Source organism: Ruegeria sp. AE3 (assembly GCF_056542225.1).
On record NZ_JBQFZL010000013.1, the window covers coordinates 20,017 to 33,387 of the forward strand.

The 13,371-nt window shown below is 57.4% G+C and carries 14 protein-coding genes; 7 read left to right on the forward strand and 7 right to left on the reverse strand.

Annotation, left to right across the window (positions count from 1 at the left end; all coding sequences use genetic code 11):
* Positions 1–10: 10 nt before the first annotated feature.
* The gene (locus tag ACR0NZ_RS17195) at positions 11–898 is read right to left on the reverse strand and encodes an N-acetylmuramic acid 6-phosphate etherase (protein ID WP_480520598.1); all 888 of its coding nucleotides are present in this window, start codon (positions 896–898) and stop codon (positions 11–13) included.
* A gap of 166 nt (positions 899–1,064) precedes the next feature.
* On the opposite strand from ACR0NZ_RS17195, the gene ACR0NZ_RS17200 reads away from it, so the two are divergent.
* The 4 genes from ACR0NZ_RS17200 to nagA are packed head-to-tail and all read left to right on the forward strand — an operon-like array spanning position 1,065 to position 4,883.
* Positions 1,065–1,943, forward strand: coding sequence for a glucosamine kinase nucleotide-binding domain-containing protein (locus tag ACR0NZ_RS17200; protein WP_480520599.1), 879 nt, complete (start codon positions 1,065–1,067; stop codon positions 1,941–1,943).
* Entirely contained in the window at positions 1,940–2,695 is a 756-nt protein-coding gene (locus tag ACR0NZ_RS17205) for a GntR family transcriptional regulator (protein WP_480478115.1), read from the forward strand. Before ACR0NZ_RS17200 ends, ACR0NZ_RS17205 begins: the two co-directional genes overlap by 4 nt.
* 29 nt (positions 2,696–2,724) lie before the next feature.
* The gene (locus ACR0NZ_RS17210; protein ID WP_480520601.1) at positions 2,725–3,753 is read left to right on the forward strand and encodes an SIS domain-containing protein; all 1,029 of its coding nucleotides are present in this window, start codon (positions 2,725–2,727) and stop codon (positions 3,751–3,753) included.
* Positions 3,750–4,883 (forward strand): N-acetylglucosamine-6-phosphate deacetylase, encoded by a 1,134-nt coding sequence (gene nagA, locus ACR0NZ_RS17215; RefSeq protein ID WP_480520603.1) that lies wholly within the window; start codon positions 3,750–3,752, stop codon positions 4,881–4,883. The genes ACR0NZ_RS17210 and nagA overlap by 4 nt, the downstream gene beginning before the upstream one ends.
* A gap of 92 nt (positions 4,884–4,975) precedes the next feature.
* On the opposite strand, the gene ACR0NZ_RS17220 is transcribed toward nagA, so the two are convergent.
* Together ACR0NZ_RS17220 and ACR0NZ_RS17225 are read right to left on the reverse strand one after the other, a co-directional pair.
* Positions 4,976–5,863 carry a c-type cytochrome gene (locus tag ACR0NZ_RS17220; RefSeq protein ID WP_480520605.1) on the reverse strand — a complete coding sequence of 296 codons (888 nt, stop codon included), beginning with the start codon at positions 5,861–5,863 and terminating at the stop codon, positions 4,976–4,978.
* A gap of 14 nt (positions 5,864–5,877) precedes the next feature.
* On the reverse strand, positions 5,878–6,345 hold the full coding sequence (locus ACR0NZ_RS17225; protein WP_480478107.1) for a c-type cytochrome: 468 nt from the start codon (positions 6,343–6,345) through the stop codon (positions 5,878–5,880).
* Between the two features lie 86 nt (positions 6,346–6,431).
* Here ACR0NZ_RS17225 and ACR0NZ_RS17230 point away from each other — a divergent pair, with 86 nt between their 5' ends.
* The 3 genes from ACR0NZ_RS17230 (at position 6,432) to ACR0NZ_RS17240 (ending at position 9,238) form a co-directional block, all read left to right on the forward strand.
* Positions 6,432–7,277, forward strand: a complete 846-nt coding sequence (locus ACR0NZ_RS17230; RefSeq protein WP_480520607.1) for a LysR family transcriptional regulator — start codon at positions 6,432–6,434, stop codon at positions 7,275–7,277.
* 93 nt (positions 7,278–7,370) lie between these two features.
* The gene (locus tag ACR0NZ_RS17235) at positions 7,371–8,297 is read left to right on the forward strand and encodes an MBL fold metallo-hydrolase (RefSeq protein WP_480520609.1); all 927 of its coding nucleotides are present in this window, start codon (positions 7,371–7,373) and stop codon (positions 8,295–8,297) included.
* Positions 8,294–9,238 carry an MBL fold metallo-hydrolase gene (locus ACR0NZ_RS17240; RefSeq protein ID WP_480478101.1) on the forward strand — a complete coding sequence of 315 codons (945 nt, stop codon included), beginning with the start codon at positions 8,294–8,296 and terminating at the stop codon, positions 9,236–9,238. The genes ACR0NZ_RS17235 and ACR0NZ_RS17240 overlap by 4 nt, the downstream gene beginning before the upstream one ends.
* 1 nt (position 9,239) lies before the next feature.
* On the opposite strand, the gene ACR0NZ_RS17245 is transcribed toward ACR0NZ_RS17240, so the two are convergent.
* The 4 genes from ACR0NZ_RS17245 to ACR0NZ_RS17260 form a co-directional block, all read right to left on the reverse strand.
* Positions 9,240–10,298: a YeeE/YedE family protein gene (locus tag ACR0NZ_RS17245; RefSeq protein ID WP_480520611.1), complete on the reverse strand. Its 1,059-nt coding sequence runs from the start codon at positions 10,296–10,298 to the stop codon at positions 9,240–9,242.
* Positions 10,299–10,349: 51 nt separating this feature from the next.
* Positions 10,350–11,573, reverse strand: a complete 1,224-nt coding sequence (gene hemA / locus ACR0NZ_RS17250; RefSeq protein WP_480478097.1) for a 5-aminolevulinate synthase — start codon at positions 11,571–11,573, stop codon at positions 10,350–10,352.
* 1 nt (position 11,574) lies between these two features.
* A complete protein-coding gene (locus ACR0NZ_RS17255) occupies positions 11,575–12,009 on the reverse strand; it encodes a DUF302 domain-containing protein (RefSeq protein WP_480520613.1) in 435 nt (144 codons plus the stop codon).
* A gap of 80 nt (positions 12,010–12,089) precedes the next feature.
* A complete protein-coding gene (locus ACR0NZ_RS17260) occupies positions 12,090–13,352 on the reverse strand; it encodes an FCSD flavin-binding domain-containing protein (protein ID WP_480520615.1) in 1,263 nt (420 codons plus the stop codon).
* Between the last annotated feature and the right edge of the window lie 19 nt (positions 13,353–13,371).

The following is a 13,371-nucleotide window of genomic DNA, read 5'->3' on the forward strand; positions in this document are numbered from 1 at the left end:
TGGTTTGCAGTTATTTATCAGGTGTCAGTGCCACGCTCAGAACTCCGCCCGTTTCTTTCAGGCGCGCATCGGCTGCCGCCAGTGAAACGCCGCGAGCAGCGATGAGGATGGCGGATTTGGCGTCTCCTTGCGCTTCAGCCAGGGCGTTTTGGGCGGTGCTTGCATCAACTCCGGCGATCCGGGCGACGATGCCGGTCGCACGCGCCTGCAGCTTTGCATTGTCTGCTCGCAAGTTGACCATCATCCCGTCATGAACATGACCCAACTTGATTGCCATAAGGCTGGAAAGCATGTTCAGCGCGATTTTCTGGGCTGTACCGGCGCCCATTCGGGTTGAGCCTGAAATCAGTTCAGGCGGGGTGGCAAGCAGAATCGCGTGATCGCATTGCGCCAACAGCGGGCTGCCCAGGTTGTTGGCTATCCCGATCGTGCATGCACCCGCAGCACGCGCAAGTCGCGCCGCCTCAAGTGTATACGGGGTGGTGCCGCTGGCAGAGACAGCAATGACCGTGTCGTTGCACGTAAGTCCGGCCAGCGCCTCAACCAGCCCGTCGGTGTCATCCTCGGTTCCACCGGGCATATGCGCGGATTGCGGCAGCCCTCCGGCCATCAGGATACGGATACAGTTTTCGTCGATACCGAAAGTGCCGCCCAGTTCCATTGCATCAGCCGCAGCCATCAGCCCCGAAGACCCCGCCGCCGCGTAATACAATGAACCACCTGATGCCAGACTGCGGGCCATGGCGTCGGCACCGTCGCAAATCGCACGCAGGGCGCCCTGCGGGGCACCGGCCGCTTCCTGTTGACCCCTGCACAAGGCCAGCGCCGCTTCTTCCAGCGGTCGGTTGCCCAAATCATATGCGTCCGGGTGGAGTTGTTCGGTAATGTGTGGCAGCACGTGTTTCTCCTCGTTGCCAGAAAGCATACCTATACAATACCATTTGTCCACTAATTTTTTTTCAGCCGCTATTGGCCTTATTAATCAATGTATTTTTGATCTTTCTGCCCTTATTGGATTTACTTTGGCATTTACATTACAGCATAGGCATTATATAGGTATCATCATGCTTAGGTCGAAAAACAATCCAATCATCGCAGCAGATGGCGGCGGAACGACCTGTCGGATCGCCTATGACGATGGGGAGCAGCGGCTGGTGGTCGAGGTTGGCCCCGCCAACGTAGCCAGCGATTATGACGGTGCGATTGCACGTCTGAAAGACGGCTTGAAAATGCTTGCGACCAAGCTCAGTGTTCAGCCAGACGTCCTGAGACCGGCACCGGCGTATTTTGGACTGGCAGGCGTTACCGGTGATCAGATCGCCCAGCGGGTGGCCTCGGATTTGCCGTTGGACAGTATACTGGTCGAGGATGATCGCCACCCTGCGCTGGCGGGTGCGCATCAGGCAACCGACGGTGCAATCGCCCATTGCGGGACGGGTTCTTTTCTGGCCCTTCAATCGCAAAACGGCCGACGCTTTGCCGGTGGCTGGGGCTCCGTGCTGGGGGATGAGGCTTCTGCTCAGTGGATTGGGCGCAGAGCGCTTTCGGTGACGCTGGATGCATGGGATGGGCTGGTGCCAAAATCCAACCTGACTGAGGCCTTGCTGAACGAATTTGGCAGTACAAGCGGCATTGTCGCTTTCGCGGCTGCGGCCCGACCTCATGAATTCGGCCAAATTGCGCGACAGGTGACAGCGGCAGCTAGGTCAGGGGATGAACGGGCGGTTTCGCTTATGCGCGAAGGCGCCGTGCATCTTTTGCAGGCACTGGAAGCAATGGGCTGGACGCCGGCCATGCCATTATGCCTGACCGGGGGTATTGGCCCTCATTACGAGGCGTATCTGCCGGATCGTGCGCGTGGCGCAGTAACAGAACCAAAAGGTACGCCTATCGACGGGGCCATCGCGTTGGCCCGGGCTTTTCAAGTGGAGCATTCGGCATGAACGCAGCTTCTTTTCTGGCTTCTGACGACTGGCTCGAAAACAGCGGCGGGCCGCGCTATGTCCGGCTGCGCCAGCGGCTGGAAGAAGGCATCGACGCTGGTGTCCTTCCCCCGAATTCCTCATTACCGCCCGAGCGCGAAATCGCCGAGATCACCGGCCTGTCCAGGGTCACCGTGCGCAAGGCCATTCAGGAATTGGTGAAACAGGGCGCAATCGTACAGCGGCAGGGTTCCGGATCTTTCGTGCGGAACGCCGCGCCGAAATTAGAACAATCGCTTTCGCATCTGACTTCGTTCAGTGAGGACATGCGCCTGCGCGGCATGGAGTCAACCTCCAAGTGGTTGGAACGGGGCGTTTTTCTGCCATCACCCGAGGAAACGGCGGTACTCGGGCTGCCCGCTGACGGACAGGTGGCCCGCATTTGCCGCCTGCGAGAAGCTGGCGGGCGCCCCATGGCAGTCGAACGTGCCTCGTTGCCATTGGACATTCTGCCAAACCCACTAGCCGTGCGCGACTCACTCTACGATCTTCTGGAAGAAAACGGCTGCCGACCAGTTCGCGCTATCCAGAAGATTTCCGCCGTTAATCTTGAGGCTGAAGATGCCGCTCTGCTCGGTGTCGCCGAAGGCGCAGCAGGGCTGAGCATCCAGCGGATTTCCCATCTGGAAGGCGGGCGCGTCGCCGAGTTCACAAAATCCAACTATCGCGGCGATGCCTACGACTTCGTGGCTGAGCTGCGACTCACTCCATGATCTGTGATTCCGATGGAAAGGCTGCCCCGATGACCCCGAAAACGACCCTGATGCGTCAGGAAATCGAAGAGATTCCTGTTGCTGTCGAGCGATTACTCAGCAATGGCGGAGATGCCCTGAGCACAGCGACGGACGTCGCCCGGAACGGCGGGCTGAAGTTCATGATTTCGGCGGCGCGTGGCTCTTCGGACCACGCCTGCACATTTCTGAAATACGCAAGCGAACTGCTTCTTGGTTTGCCCATGGCATCCGTCGGCCCATCAGTCGCGTCCGTGTATGGCGCCGACCTGCATGTGGCCGGGGCGCTTTGCCTTTCTGTTTCACAATCAGGAAAAAGCCCGGATATCGTGCAGCTTACGAAAAGTGCCCGAAAGGCCGGGGCCAGCACGGTGGCAATCACAAATGATCCGTCGTCGCCCCTTGCACTGGCGGCTGAGGCGGCTTTGCCGCTGCACGCGGGTCCTGAGCTTAGTGTAGCGGCGACAAAGACATTCGTGACCTCGCTGGTTGCCGGGCTTTGGCTGCTGGCGGAACTGAAAGGCGACAAAGATCTTCTGGCTGCGCTGCGTGACCTGCCCAAGCACCTTGATGCCGCCACGCGGTGTGACTGGAGCAAAGCGGCGGCTGTCGTCACCCAAAGCTCGCTTTATACGCTTGGCCGCGGACCAAGCGTAGCAATCTCGAACGAGGCTGCGCTGAAATTCAAAGAAACCTGCCAGATCCATGCCGAAAGCTATTCCTCGGCCGAGGTGCTGCACGGCCCGGTCTCGATCGTGGAAGGCGGGTTCCCGGTTATTGCCTTTGCCGCCAATGATCCGGCTGAGCCGCTGTTGGCCGAGGTTGCCGACACGCTCGCGGCCAAAGGAGCACAGGTATTTGCCACCAGCGCAATGGTCACAAAGGCCGAGGTGCTGCCTCATGTCCGCACGGATCACTGGCTGACGGACCCGGTGGCGGCTATCGTGTCCTTTTATTCAATGGTCGAGCAGGTCGCAGTACAGCGCGGGATCAACCCGGATGCGCCACGTCACCTGCGAAAAGTGACGGAAACGGTATGAGCGGCCAGGCGATCACCTACCACGGCGGGCTTGTTTACGACGGCACCAGATTGCACGACGGTGCCGCGCTGCGGCTGGAGTCGGGCCGCATAGCTGACATAGGCGTTGACGTGAAGACAGACGCTGGCAAGCTTGTCGACCTGCAAGGCGATATACTGGCGCCCGGTTATGTTGACCTGCAAGTGAATGGCGGCGGCGGAGTGATGTTCAACGCCGCCCCGTCTGTCGAAACACTGGCACGCATCGCCAAGGCGCACCGGACGCTTGGGGCGACCTCGATCCTTCCCACCCTGATCACGGATACCGCAGCCAAGACCCGCGCCGCCATCGAAGCGGTCAAGGCCGCGATTTCTGCGGGTGTTCCGGGGATCGCTGGCCTGCATCTGGAAGGGCCGCATCTTTCGGTGGCTCGGAAAGGTGCCCATGATGCAGCCCTGATCCGCCCCATGGATGACGAGGACCTGACGACGCTTGTCGCGGCTGCGCATGCCCTGCCCGCATTGATGCTGACGGTTGCGCCAGAAAACGTGTCAATTGCGCAGGTGAAAGCGCTGGTCTCAGCAGGCGCCGTTGTTTCGCTGGGCCACAGTGATGCGGATTTTGATACCTGCTTGTCCTATGCCGAAGCCGGTGCGTCCTGCGTCACGCATCTGTTCAACGCAATGAGCCAACTTGGCAATCGATCTCCCGGGCTTGTCGGGGCGGTTCTGACCTCGGGTCGATTAAACGCCGGACTGATCGCAGACGGTATTCATGTTCACCCTGAAGCCATGCGCACAGCCTGGGCCGCCAAGCGGGGCCCAGGCCGGATATTTCTGGTCAGCGATGCGATGGCACCGGCTGGCACAGACCAGCGCATGTTCGAACTGGAAGGCCGCCGCATTTCCCGCAAAGACGGCCGTTTGACACTGTCTGATGGCACTTTAGCGGGGGCTGATTTGGACTTGACCACAGCACTGCGTGTTCTGACCACGCAGGCAGAAGTGCCGTTGGAAGACGCATTGGCTGCCGCAACTCGCATACCCGCCGAAGTGACAGGATTATCCGACGCGGGGCGGTTAACCATAGGAGAGCAATGCCCGCTGATCCGCATTGCCAGAGATCTGAGCAATGTAGCCGTGCTGGTTTGACCCAGCAATCCAAACGTTTTTTGCGTTGCTCAGAACCAGTGTCATAAGACCTGCGCTGACAAATGCCCGAGTTTCTGCAACCAGTAGCCAATTCACTGAACGGGAACGGATTTCAGATAAGCAGCAATGGCCAATCGGTCTTCATCGCTTAGTTTCGAGGTGTTCTCGATGACTTCGACCATTTCGCCTCCGGCGCTGTCATAATCCGGTGTGAAACCGGATTTCAGATATTCAGCGATGTCAGCCTCGGACCAGTCAAGCTGGGCGGTGGTCAGACCGGGGATGCGCCCCTTGCCATTCGGATTTGGCGCTCCGGTCAGCCAGAGATCCCGCTTCAACCCTCCCAGTCCGTTTCGCGGTGAATGGCATTCCGCGCAGTGCCCCAAAGCTTCCACCAGATACCGCCCCCGGATTTGCTGGTCGGTCAAATCACCTTCAATCACCCAGCCCGAGCCTGAAAACAGAAATTTCCACAACCCCAGCCCGCGCCGGATATTGAAAGGGAAACCAACGTCATGCGGGATACTTGCCGCATCAGATGCAGGCAGGGTGTTCAAAAACGCATGAAGCGCCGCGACGTCCTCGACCGTCATCTTGGCATAAGAGGTATAGGGAAAGGCCGGGTAATAATGTTGTCCCTTTGGTCCTGTTCCGTGTTTCAGGGCATTGGCCAGATCCAGCACGGACCATGATCCAATTCCGGTGTCTGGATCACTGGAGATGTTTGGAGCTACAAACGTACCGAAATCCGTTTCAAACCGGCGCCCGCCTGCTAGAACAAGCTTTCCTTCCTCGCTGGCATCCGGGGCCGAGTGGCACGAGGCGCATCCTGCTGAATAGAAGACAGACGCCCCTCTGGTCACGTCGGGGGTCAGACCGGCCAACCGGGCTGGATCAACCCTTTGCGGTCGGGTCAGCAGCAAACCGGCCAACTCGACCAAAAGCATGACGAGAACGGCGAAAAGTAGAATGCGCCGCACTGATCAATACTCCTTTAATTTTCCGGTGCTCTGTATGCTTTGTGACAGGCCGAGCAGGCTCCGCCAAGTTGGCCCATCGCCCCTTTCAGAGCTTCAACGTCCTGACCTGCCGCAGCCTGCATCGCAACAGCGGCATCAGCCAGTGCCTGCCCTTTGGCCCCGACATCTGCGAAGTTTTCCCAAATAGCGGGCAAGGCGCGGGTTGACGGGTCTGACACATTATCCGATCCGGCTGGCCACATCGCGGACTGGTCGATCTGCGACACAACGACAATATTATTTGCGGCTCGCGTAGCCGCTTCGGCATCATATTCTGCCTCTCCCTTGGCCATGGCGCCCAGCGTGCCAAGGTTGAAAGCGTAAAGCTGCATAATCGAAGTCCGCGCTTTTACAGCCGGGTTTTCGCTATCCTGAGCAATTGCAGTTCCAACTACGGCCAAGGACAAAAGACCTGCCGCAAAGATCGAAGACTTCTTAATCATGGTGTGGCTCCCTGTTTAATGTGCCATATGATAGCTTGAACGATTTTTCTTGTAATTGTTTGTTATTCGGCCTCACCTGTTCATTTATGAACAACGACAATTGGGACGATATTCGGTATGCCCTCGCCGTCAGCAAACACGGCTCGTTGAATGCGGCGGCGACAGCCCTGGGCGTTGCACATGCAACCGTCCTGCGCAGAGTTGCCGCCTTCGAACACCGATATGGCTGTGTTGTTTTTCGGAAAGACCCGTCAGGGTATTCAGTACTTCCCGAAGCCAGAACAATTCTGTCCGCCATGGAAAGCGTTGAAGACGCCGTGCTTTCGGTAGAACGCGCCGTTGTGGGCGCAAATCGTTCGCCAGCGGGTCATGTGCGTATCGCGTCCACGGACAGCCTTTGCCAGTTTGTCCTGCCGCAGGTACTAAACTCAATTTCCGCCCTCTATCCGAGCCTCGAACTGACGATCCTCAGCGGTAACAGTCACCATGATCTGACCAGGTTAACTGCGGATATAGTTGTCCGCCCTTCGGTTCAACTTGGTGAAGGGTTGACCGGAGAGCGCGCAGGAACGTTGCACTTTGGGGTTTATAGTGACGGTACCCGTGACCAAAAATGGATTCGGCTTGATGGGGCTCTCAGCCGTTCACTCCCGGCCAAATGGTTGGCTGAACATGTTCGCGCCGATGACATGACAAACGGAGCAGACAGTTTTCTGGTGCTTCAGCAGATGGTTGCATCCGGTGTGGGGCGAGCTTTCTTACCTGCTTTTATTGGCGACGCTGATCCCCGGCTTCACAGGTTGAACGACATTGATCCCGGAATCGAGGTTCCACTTTGGGTCGCGACGCTAGAGGAAATCGCACACACGCCAAGATTTGCGGTCGTGCAACGGGCTCTGGTTGAACACCTGCCGCATGCACTGGCTGGGTGACGTCACAATTATAGTGGTGGAAAGCCCAGAGATAATGTGCCGTCCGGGCCATTCATCATTTACAAATAAAAACATTCATCTTAATGATTATGTATGAGCAGAGACCCACATTTCTCCCGGCGCACCTTCCTGTCTCAGGGCGCATGTCTGGCGCTCTGCCTGCGACCCAGCTTTGCGATTGCGGAAATGACACTTGGCCAATCGGCAAGGATTTCGACTTTGTCAGATGGGTATCTGTCGTTGCCGCCCGAAATGGTCTTTGGCGCAATGCCCGAGGCAGAGCTGACAGAACTTCTGAACCGCTATCAGGTAGATCTGACCAGATACGAGCCCGAGTGCAACATTGTGCTCTACCGCGATGACCAGAATACCATACTGTTCGATGTTGGAGCCGGGCCCGACTTCATGCAAACCGCTGGCAAACTTCCGGAAACTTTGGACGCCGTCGGGTTGTCTCCGGATGAGGTCACGCAGGTGATCTTCACCCATGCACATCCAGATCACATCTGGGGTGTGCTGGACGACTTCGGAGATCCCCTCTTTCCCAATGCCAGATTTCATCTTGGCCGCACGGAATGGGACTATTGGTGGAACCCCGCAACCGTGGAAAAGATAGGGGCCGACCGCACGGCCTTCGCGGTGGGCGCAAAGCGGCGCATGGAAGCCATCGAAGGCATGGTTGCGTTTTTTGATGATGGGCAGGAAATCCTTCCCGGTATCGCAGCACGCGCTAGTTTCGGGCACACGCCCGGACATATGGCCTTCGAGATTCGCAAAGGCAGTGACGCGGTGATGGTCGTGGGCGATGCGCTCGGCAATCCGCACGTCGCGTTCGAGCGTCCGGATTGGCGCAGCGGTACGGATCAGGACCCCGACGCCGCGGCAAGTGCACGGAAATCGCTGCTGGATCAGATTTCTCATGCCCAAATGAATATTATTGGATTCCATCTGCCAAATGGCGGATTTGGCCGTGTCGAAAAGGCCGGTTCGACCTATCGATTTATTGGAGAGCCTGCATGATGCGCGCTTTGTTGATTGCCTGTACCCTGGCCACACAAACCTGGGCCAGTGAGGATATTGCTGACCAGTACCCGCAGAGCGTTCTTTACTCGAAACCTGTCGAGTTTATTCCCGGCGTCTTTTCCGCCATCGGTGCAACCGCACCCCCAACCTATGAGAATTCGGGCCACAACAACAACCTCAGCTTCATCGTGACCGGAGAGGGCGTTGTCGTCATCAACGGTGGCGCGGCTTATGCGCTTGCCGAAGCGCTTCACAAGGAGATCCAAGCGATCACGGATCAGCCCGTGAAGCTTGTCTTTAACGAAAACGGTCAGGGGCACGCCATGCTGGGGAACGCCTACTGGTCGGAACTTGGAGTGCCCATCGTTGCTCATTCAGATGCGGCGGCTGAATTCGAAGAATATGGGCCGCAAATCCTTGAAGGGATGCAGGCATATAACAAGGACAAGGCAAAAGGAACTTTTCTGGCCGGTCCGACAGAAACGTTTGACGATGAATACATCGTCGAACTCGGCGATTTTCGCATCGAGGCCAAACATCTTGGACCTGCGCACAGCCCCGGCGACATTTCGATCTGGTTGCCCAATCAAAGCCTTGTCATCGCGGGTGACATGGCATTTCACGAACGTATGCTGCCGATCTTTCAGGACACCTACACCGCAGATTGGCTTGAGACCTGGGACAATGAGTTCGAGGCACTGGAAGCCACATATGTGATCCCCGGGCACGGTCATCCTACGAACATGGATCAGGTGCGCCGGTATACACGTGATTATCTGGTCTACCTGCGCGCAAAGATACGCGAACATATGGATGCAGGCGGGGATCTGGCCGAGGCCTATTACGTCGACCAAACCCTTTATGCCCATTTGGACACGTTCGAGGAACTGGCCACAAAAAACGCCGGTCGTGTCTACGAACAGATGGAATTCGAATAAGTCAGGACCGCCGAAGAACGAGCATTCGCATCATCATCCGATGGGTGGCGACGGCCCCGACCCACATCGAGAAGACGGCAAGCCACGCAGTTAGCGACAAGGACGATCCCCCGGACAATCCGGCACCAACGGCGCAGCCACCTGCCAACATTGCACCAAATCCCATCAAGACGGCCCCCACAAGGTAGCGCTCCATCGGAGTATCCGGGCCAAATTGTTCGATCTTCCACTCGCCGGAAAGAATGGCAGAAACAGCGGCGCCAATTGCAACGCCCGGAACCAGACCAATGCCAAAGGACAGGGCAATGTTCCGCTCAGCCACCAGCGCCATCAATGTGTCCGTTGCCGGGCCGGTGAACGTGACCGAAGACACCGGCACGACGTCGAAGGAGGCTTGTGCAATCGCAAATGTCATCAACCAGCCAAGCGCCACAGCGACACCAACTCCGGCTGCCATGACAATCTTTGTCATTGCAACCTGCTGGCGCGCTGCAAACGCAACGGCCAGAACAAATGTCCCCGCGGCAAAGGCTGAGTATGCGATCGGCGAAAATCCAAGTAGTGCCGAAAGGTCGCGCGCGTTGCCACCTGCGATCGTCCAAAGACCGGACAGCGCCTCGCGCGCGGGGCTGAGCACACCTGTGTAAGCCGCTTGCGCGACCAACGTCAGAACCAGCCCCGTCACCATTGCCCTCAGGTTGCCGCATGAGGCCAACACCAACAGGCGCGACGCGCATCCGCGCGCCAAAATCATTCCGACGCCAAACATCAAACCGCCGATCACCGCGCCACTCAGGCTGCCTGTCGACGCAATTGACCGCGCCTCGGACAAATCCAGCCATTCAATCGAGACGAACCCCTGTACCAGCGTCAGCGCCGACGTGAACGCGACCAGCCAGACGGCCAGACGGGGGCCAAGCTCGCCCTCGGCGACTTCAACAGTGGATGCCCGCAAACAGAATTGAGATTTCTGAGCGGTGACTCCGAACAGGATGCCAACAAGCAAACCGGCGGCAGCCAATGTGCCCGAATCTCCCAGCAGATCGATGAGGCGTTCCATAGACAAAACTCTCACCTCTTTACGTGTCCGTCTTTGCCTTCCGTCAAGTTCTCACTGTGCGGCCATCGGTTTGCGCGCAAGCTGGCACTGTGTCCACAATGCACCCAACGCCTCGACCAACAGGGTTACATCTTCTGACGAATGTACAGGTGACGGCGTAATCCGAAGGCGTTCGGTGCCTTTCGGGACAGTAGGATAGTTTATCGGCTGGATATAAATCCCGTAGTCGCGCATCAAAACATCCGAGATGAAGCGGCACTTGACCGGATCACCGACCATGACCGGGATAATATGGCTTGGGTTGGGCGTGTGCGGGATGCCCAAAGCGTCCAGCCTGCTCCGAACCTCGCTTACGCGTTGCTGATGCAGGCACCGCTCCTCATTGCTATGCTTGAGGTGCCGGACGGATGCTGCGGCGCCGGCGGCGACGGCCGGGGGCAATGCTGTGGTAAAGATAAATCCGCTGGCAAAGGAACGGACAAAGTCGACAAGTTCCTTTGACGCCGCGATGTATCCACCAACCACGCCGAACGCTTTACCCAACGTGCCTTCGATAACCGTCAGGCGATCCATCAGCTCTTCGCGTTCAGCGATGCCGCCACCGCGCGGCCCATACAGCCCGACGGCATGAACCTCGTCCAGATAGGTCATCGCGCCGTACCGATCCGCCAGATCGCAGATTTCGGCAATCGGCGCGATATCGCCATCCATCGAATACACACTTTCAAACGCGATCAGTTTTGGTGCGTTGGATGGCAGGTCCATGAGATGTCGTTCAAGGTCCTTCAAATCGTTATGCTTCCAGACCCGCTTTGCGCAACGACTGTGACGGATACCCTCGATCATCGACGCGTGGTTCAATTCGTCGGACAGAACCGTGATACCGGGAATTCGCGAAGCCAGAGTTCCCAAAGCAGCCCAATTTGAAACATACCCGGACGTGAATAGCAGCGCTGCTTCCTTGCCATGCAGATCCGCAAGCTCCTGCTCAAGCAGAACATGTTCATGCGTGGTCCCCGAAATATTCCGAGTCCCGCCAGCCCCTGCGCCACAGGTGTCGATCGCGCGGTGCATGGCCGCCAGAACCTTTGGATGCTGACCCATTCCCAAATAATCGTTCGAGCACCAGACTGTGACTTTCTCAGGTCCGTTTTCTGCATGGTTGTGTGCAGTTGGAAATGCTCCGCAGTGACGCTCAAGCTCGGCGAAGACCCGGTAATTTCCTTCGGCCTGCAATTGCCCTAGCTGATCACGAAAAAACTGTTGGTAGTTCATGTCAGTTTCCAACGGCTTCTTCTACGATACCGGCCAACAGGGCTTCGACTTTCTCCATCGGTCCGTCAGGATAGCTTCGGTAGCCCACTTTGACACCGCCTTCGTCCTCGGCCACGAAGATCCCGTAGGGGCAATAGCCGATATTCATCGGGTCGGCCTCCATCATCTCGCGCGAGAGCTTTGCGGAACAAAAGATAAATATTTCAGCGGCTGTGAAGATCTGCTTGTCGCTGCCGACATCCGCCCCCGTCCGGTTCAGCATGTCACCAACATGGCTCACATAATCGATAACCAGCCCCTGCCCAACAATTGCTGATTCAACGGCAAAGGTGGCGTCATCAAAGCTGCCGTCAAAGGGGACGGCAATGACCTCCCCTGCAAAAACCGGGTTTGCTAATGCAACCGAAAAAGCGGCTGATGCGATAAAGTGTTTCATGATGATGTTCCTCCTCCTGAACCACATTTCTTCAGATTTCACCGCCAAGGCTTTGACACCGGTCAAAGCCTTGGCGTTTCTTAACCGAACATGTCCGATGTGATACCGGCATACCAACCCAGCGACTCTTGGTAGGTTGCTTTTCTCAGGTCGGAGTCTTCGCCGGTCTGGCTGATAAAGCCGTCCACCTTGGCAATCTTTTCTGGCGTTGCTTCATAAGTCGCACCAACCTTGACCCCGTCATCCGTATCAATGAGCGACCAGCACGTGTTCGAAAACTTGGCCGGAAATATCTTTGATCCGGTCAATGCACCGCGAACGGCATTGGCGCAGACTTTCGCCTGGCTGTTGGCCGAAAAACCGGATTTCGGCATATCGCCTTGCTGGCTGGCATCACCAAGAACATAGATGTCAGGGTCAGCTTTCGATGACATGTCCGCCGCGTTCACCGGTGCCCAGTTGCCATCGGTCACACCGGCCATTTCCGAAATACGCCCGGCTTTCATGGCCGGGATCACGTTGCAGACATCGACCTTGGTTTCTTCACCATCGATGGTCACCGTCATGGCATCCGGATTGACCGAGACATTGCCGCCGCCAAAATCCTCTCCGATCCAGTCGATCATGCCTTCGTAGTGGTCGGCCCAACCTTCCTGGAACAAAGACATCTTGGAGAATTTGTTTTTCGGATCAGCAATGATGATTTTCGCTGTCGGATTGTTCGCCTTCAGCACATGCGCAACCATCGAAACCCGCTCATAAGGTCCGGGGGGGCAACGGTACGGGTTCGGCGGCGCGACCATCGCAAAGGTTCCACCCTCGGGCATCGCCAGAACCTGCGCCTTCAACAGCTCGGTTTGAGAGCCCGCCTTATACGCATGCGGCATCTTGTTCTGTGCAGTCACATCCCACCCCTCGACCGCGCCATCGACAAAGTCGATACCCGGGCTCAGGATCAGTTTGTTATATGGAATAGATCCGCCACCCGCTAACGAGACGGTTTTGGCGTCGCGGTCGACACCGACGGCCCAATCGTGAACCACGTTGATACCGTATTTTGCGGCAAGCGTGCCATAGCTGTGCGCAATGTCCGAAAGCTCCTGAAACCCGCCCAGATACAGGTTCGAGAAAAAACAAGTGTAATATGTTTTGGACGGCTCGATCAGGGTGACGTCAATCTCGCCCTTGCTGTCTTTGGCAATATAGCGCGCGGCGGTTGCGCCGCCTGCCCCGCCCCCGACCACCACGACACGGGGCTTTCCCTGCGCCAGCACCATCGGGGCCGACAGCCCGGCGGCAAGTACCCCTGCGGTTCCCAGAAATGTCCGTCTGTTGAGTGTCATCGCGTTTCCTCCCCTTGGG

Bases quoted from the DNA above. Each gene is read 5' to 3' on its own strand.
- ACR0NZ_RS17200 (WP_480520599.1), top strand. From the start codon at position 1,065: ATGCTTAGGTCGAAAAACAATCCAATCATCGCAGCAGATGGCGGCGGA.
- ACR0NZ_RS17205 (WP_480478115.1), top strand. From the start codon at position 1,940: ATGAACGCAGCTTCTTTTCTGGCTTCTGACGACTGGCTCGAAAACAGC.
- ACR0NZ_RS17210 (WP_480520601.1), top strand. From the start codon at position 2,725: ATGACCCCGAAAACGACCCTGATGCGTCAGGAAATCGAAGAGATTCCT.
- nagA (WP_480520603.1), top strand. From the start codon at position 3,750: ATGAGCGGCCAGGCGATCACCTACCACGGCGGGCTTGTTTACGACGGC.
- ACR0NZ_RS17225 (WP_480478107.1), bottom strand. From the start codon at position 6,345: ATGATTAAGAAGTCTTCGATCTTTGCGGCAGGTCTTTTGTCCTTGGCC.
- ACR0NZ_RS17230 (WP_480520607.1), top strand. From the start codon at position 6,432: ATGAACAACGACAATTGGGACGATATTCGGTATGCCCTCGCCGTCAGC.
- ACR0NZ_RS17235 (WP_480520609.1), top strand. From the start codon at position 7,371: ATGAGCAGAGACCCACATTTCTCCCGGCGCACCTTCCTGTCTCAGGGC.
- ACR0NZ_RS17240 (WP_480478101.1), top strand. From the start codon at position 8,294: ATGATGCGCGCTTTGTTGATTGCCTGTACCCTGGCCACACAAACCTGG.
- ACR0NZ_RS17245 (WP_480520611.1), bottom strand. From the start codon at position 10,298: ATGGAACGCCTCATCGATCTGCTGGGAGATTCGGGCACATTGGCTGCC.
- hemA (WP_480478097.1), bottom strand. From the start codon at position 11,573: ATGAACTACCAACAGTTTTTTCGTGATCAGCTAGGGCAATTGCAGGCC.
- ACR0NZ_RS17255 (WP_480520613.1), bottom strand. From the start codon at position 12,009: ATGAAACACTTTATCGCATCAGCCGCTTTTTCGGTTGCATTAGCAAAC.
- ACR0NZ_RS17260 (WP_480520615.1), bottom strand. From the start codon at position 13,352: ATGACACTCAACAGACGGACATTTCTGGGAACCGCAGGGGTACTTGCC.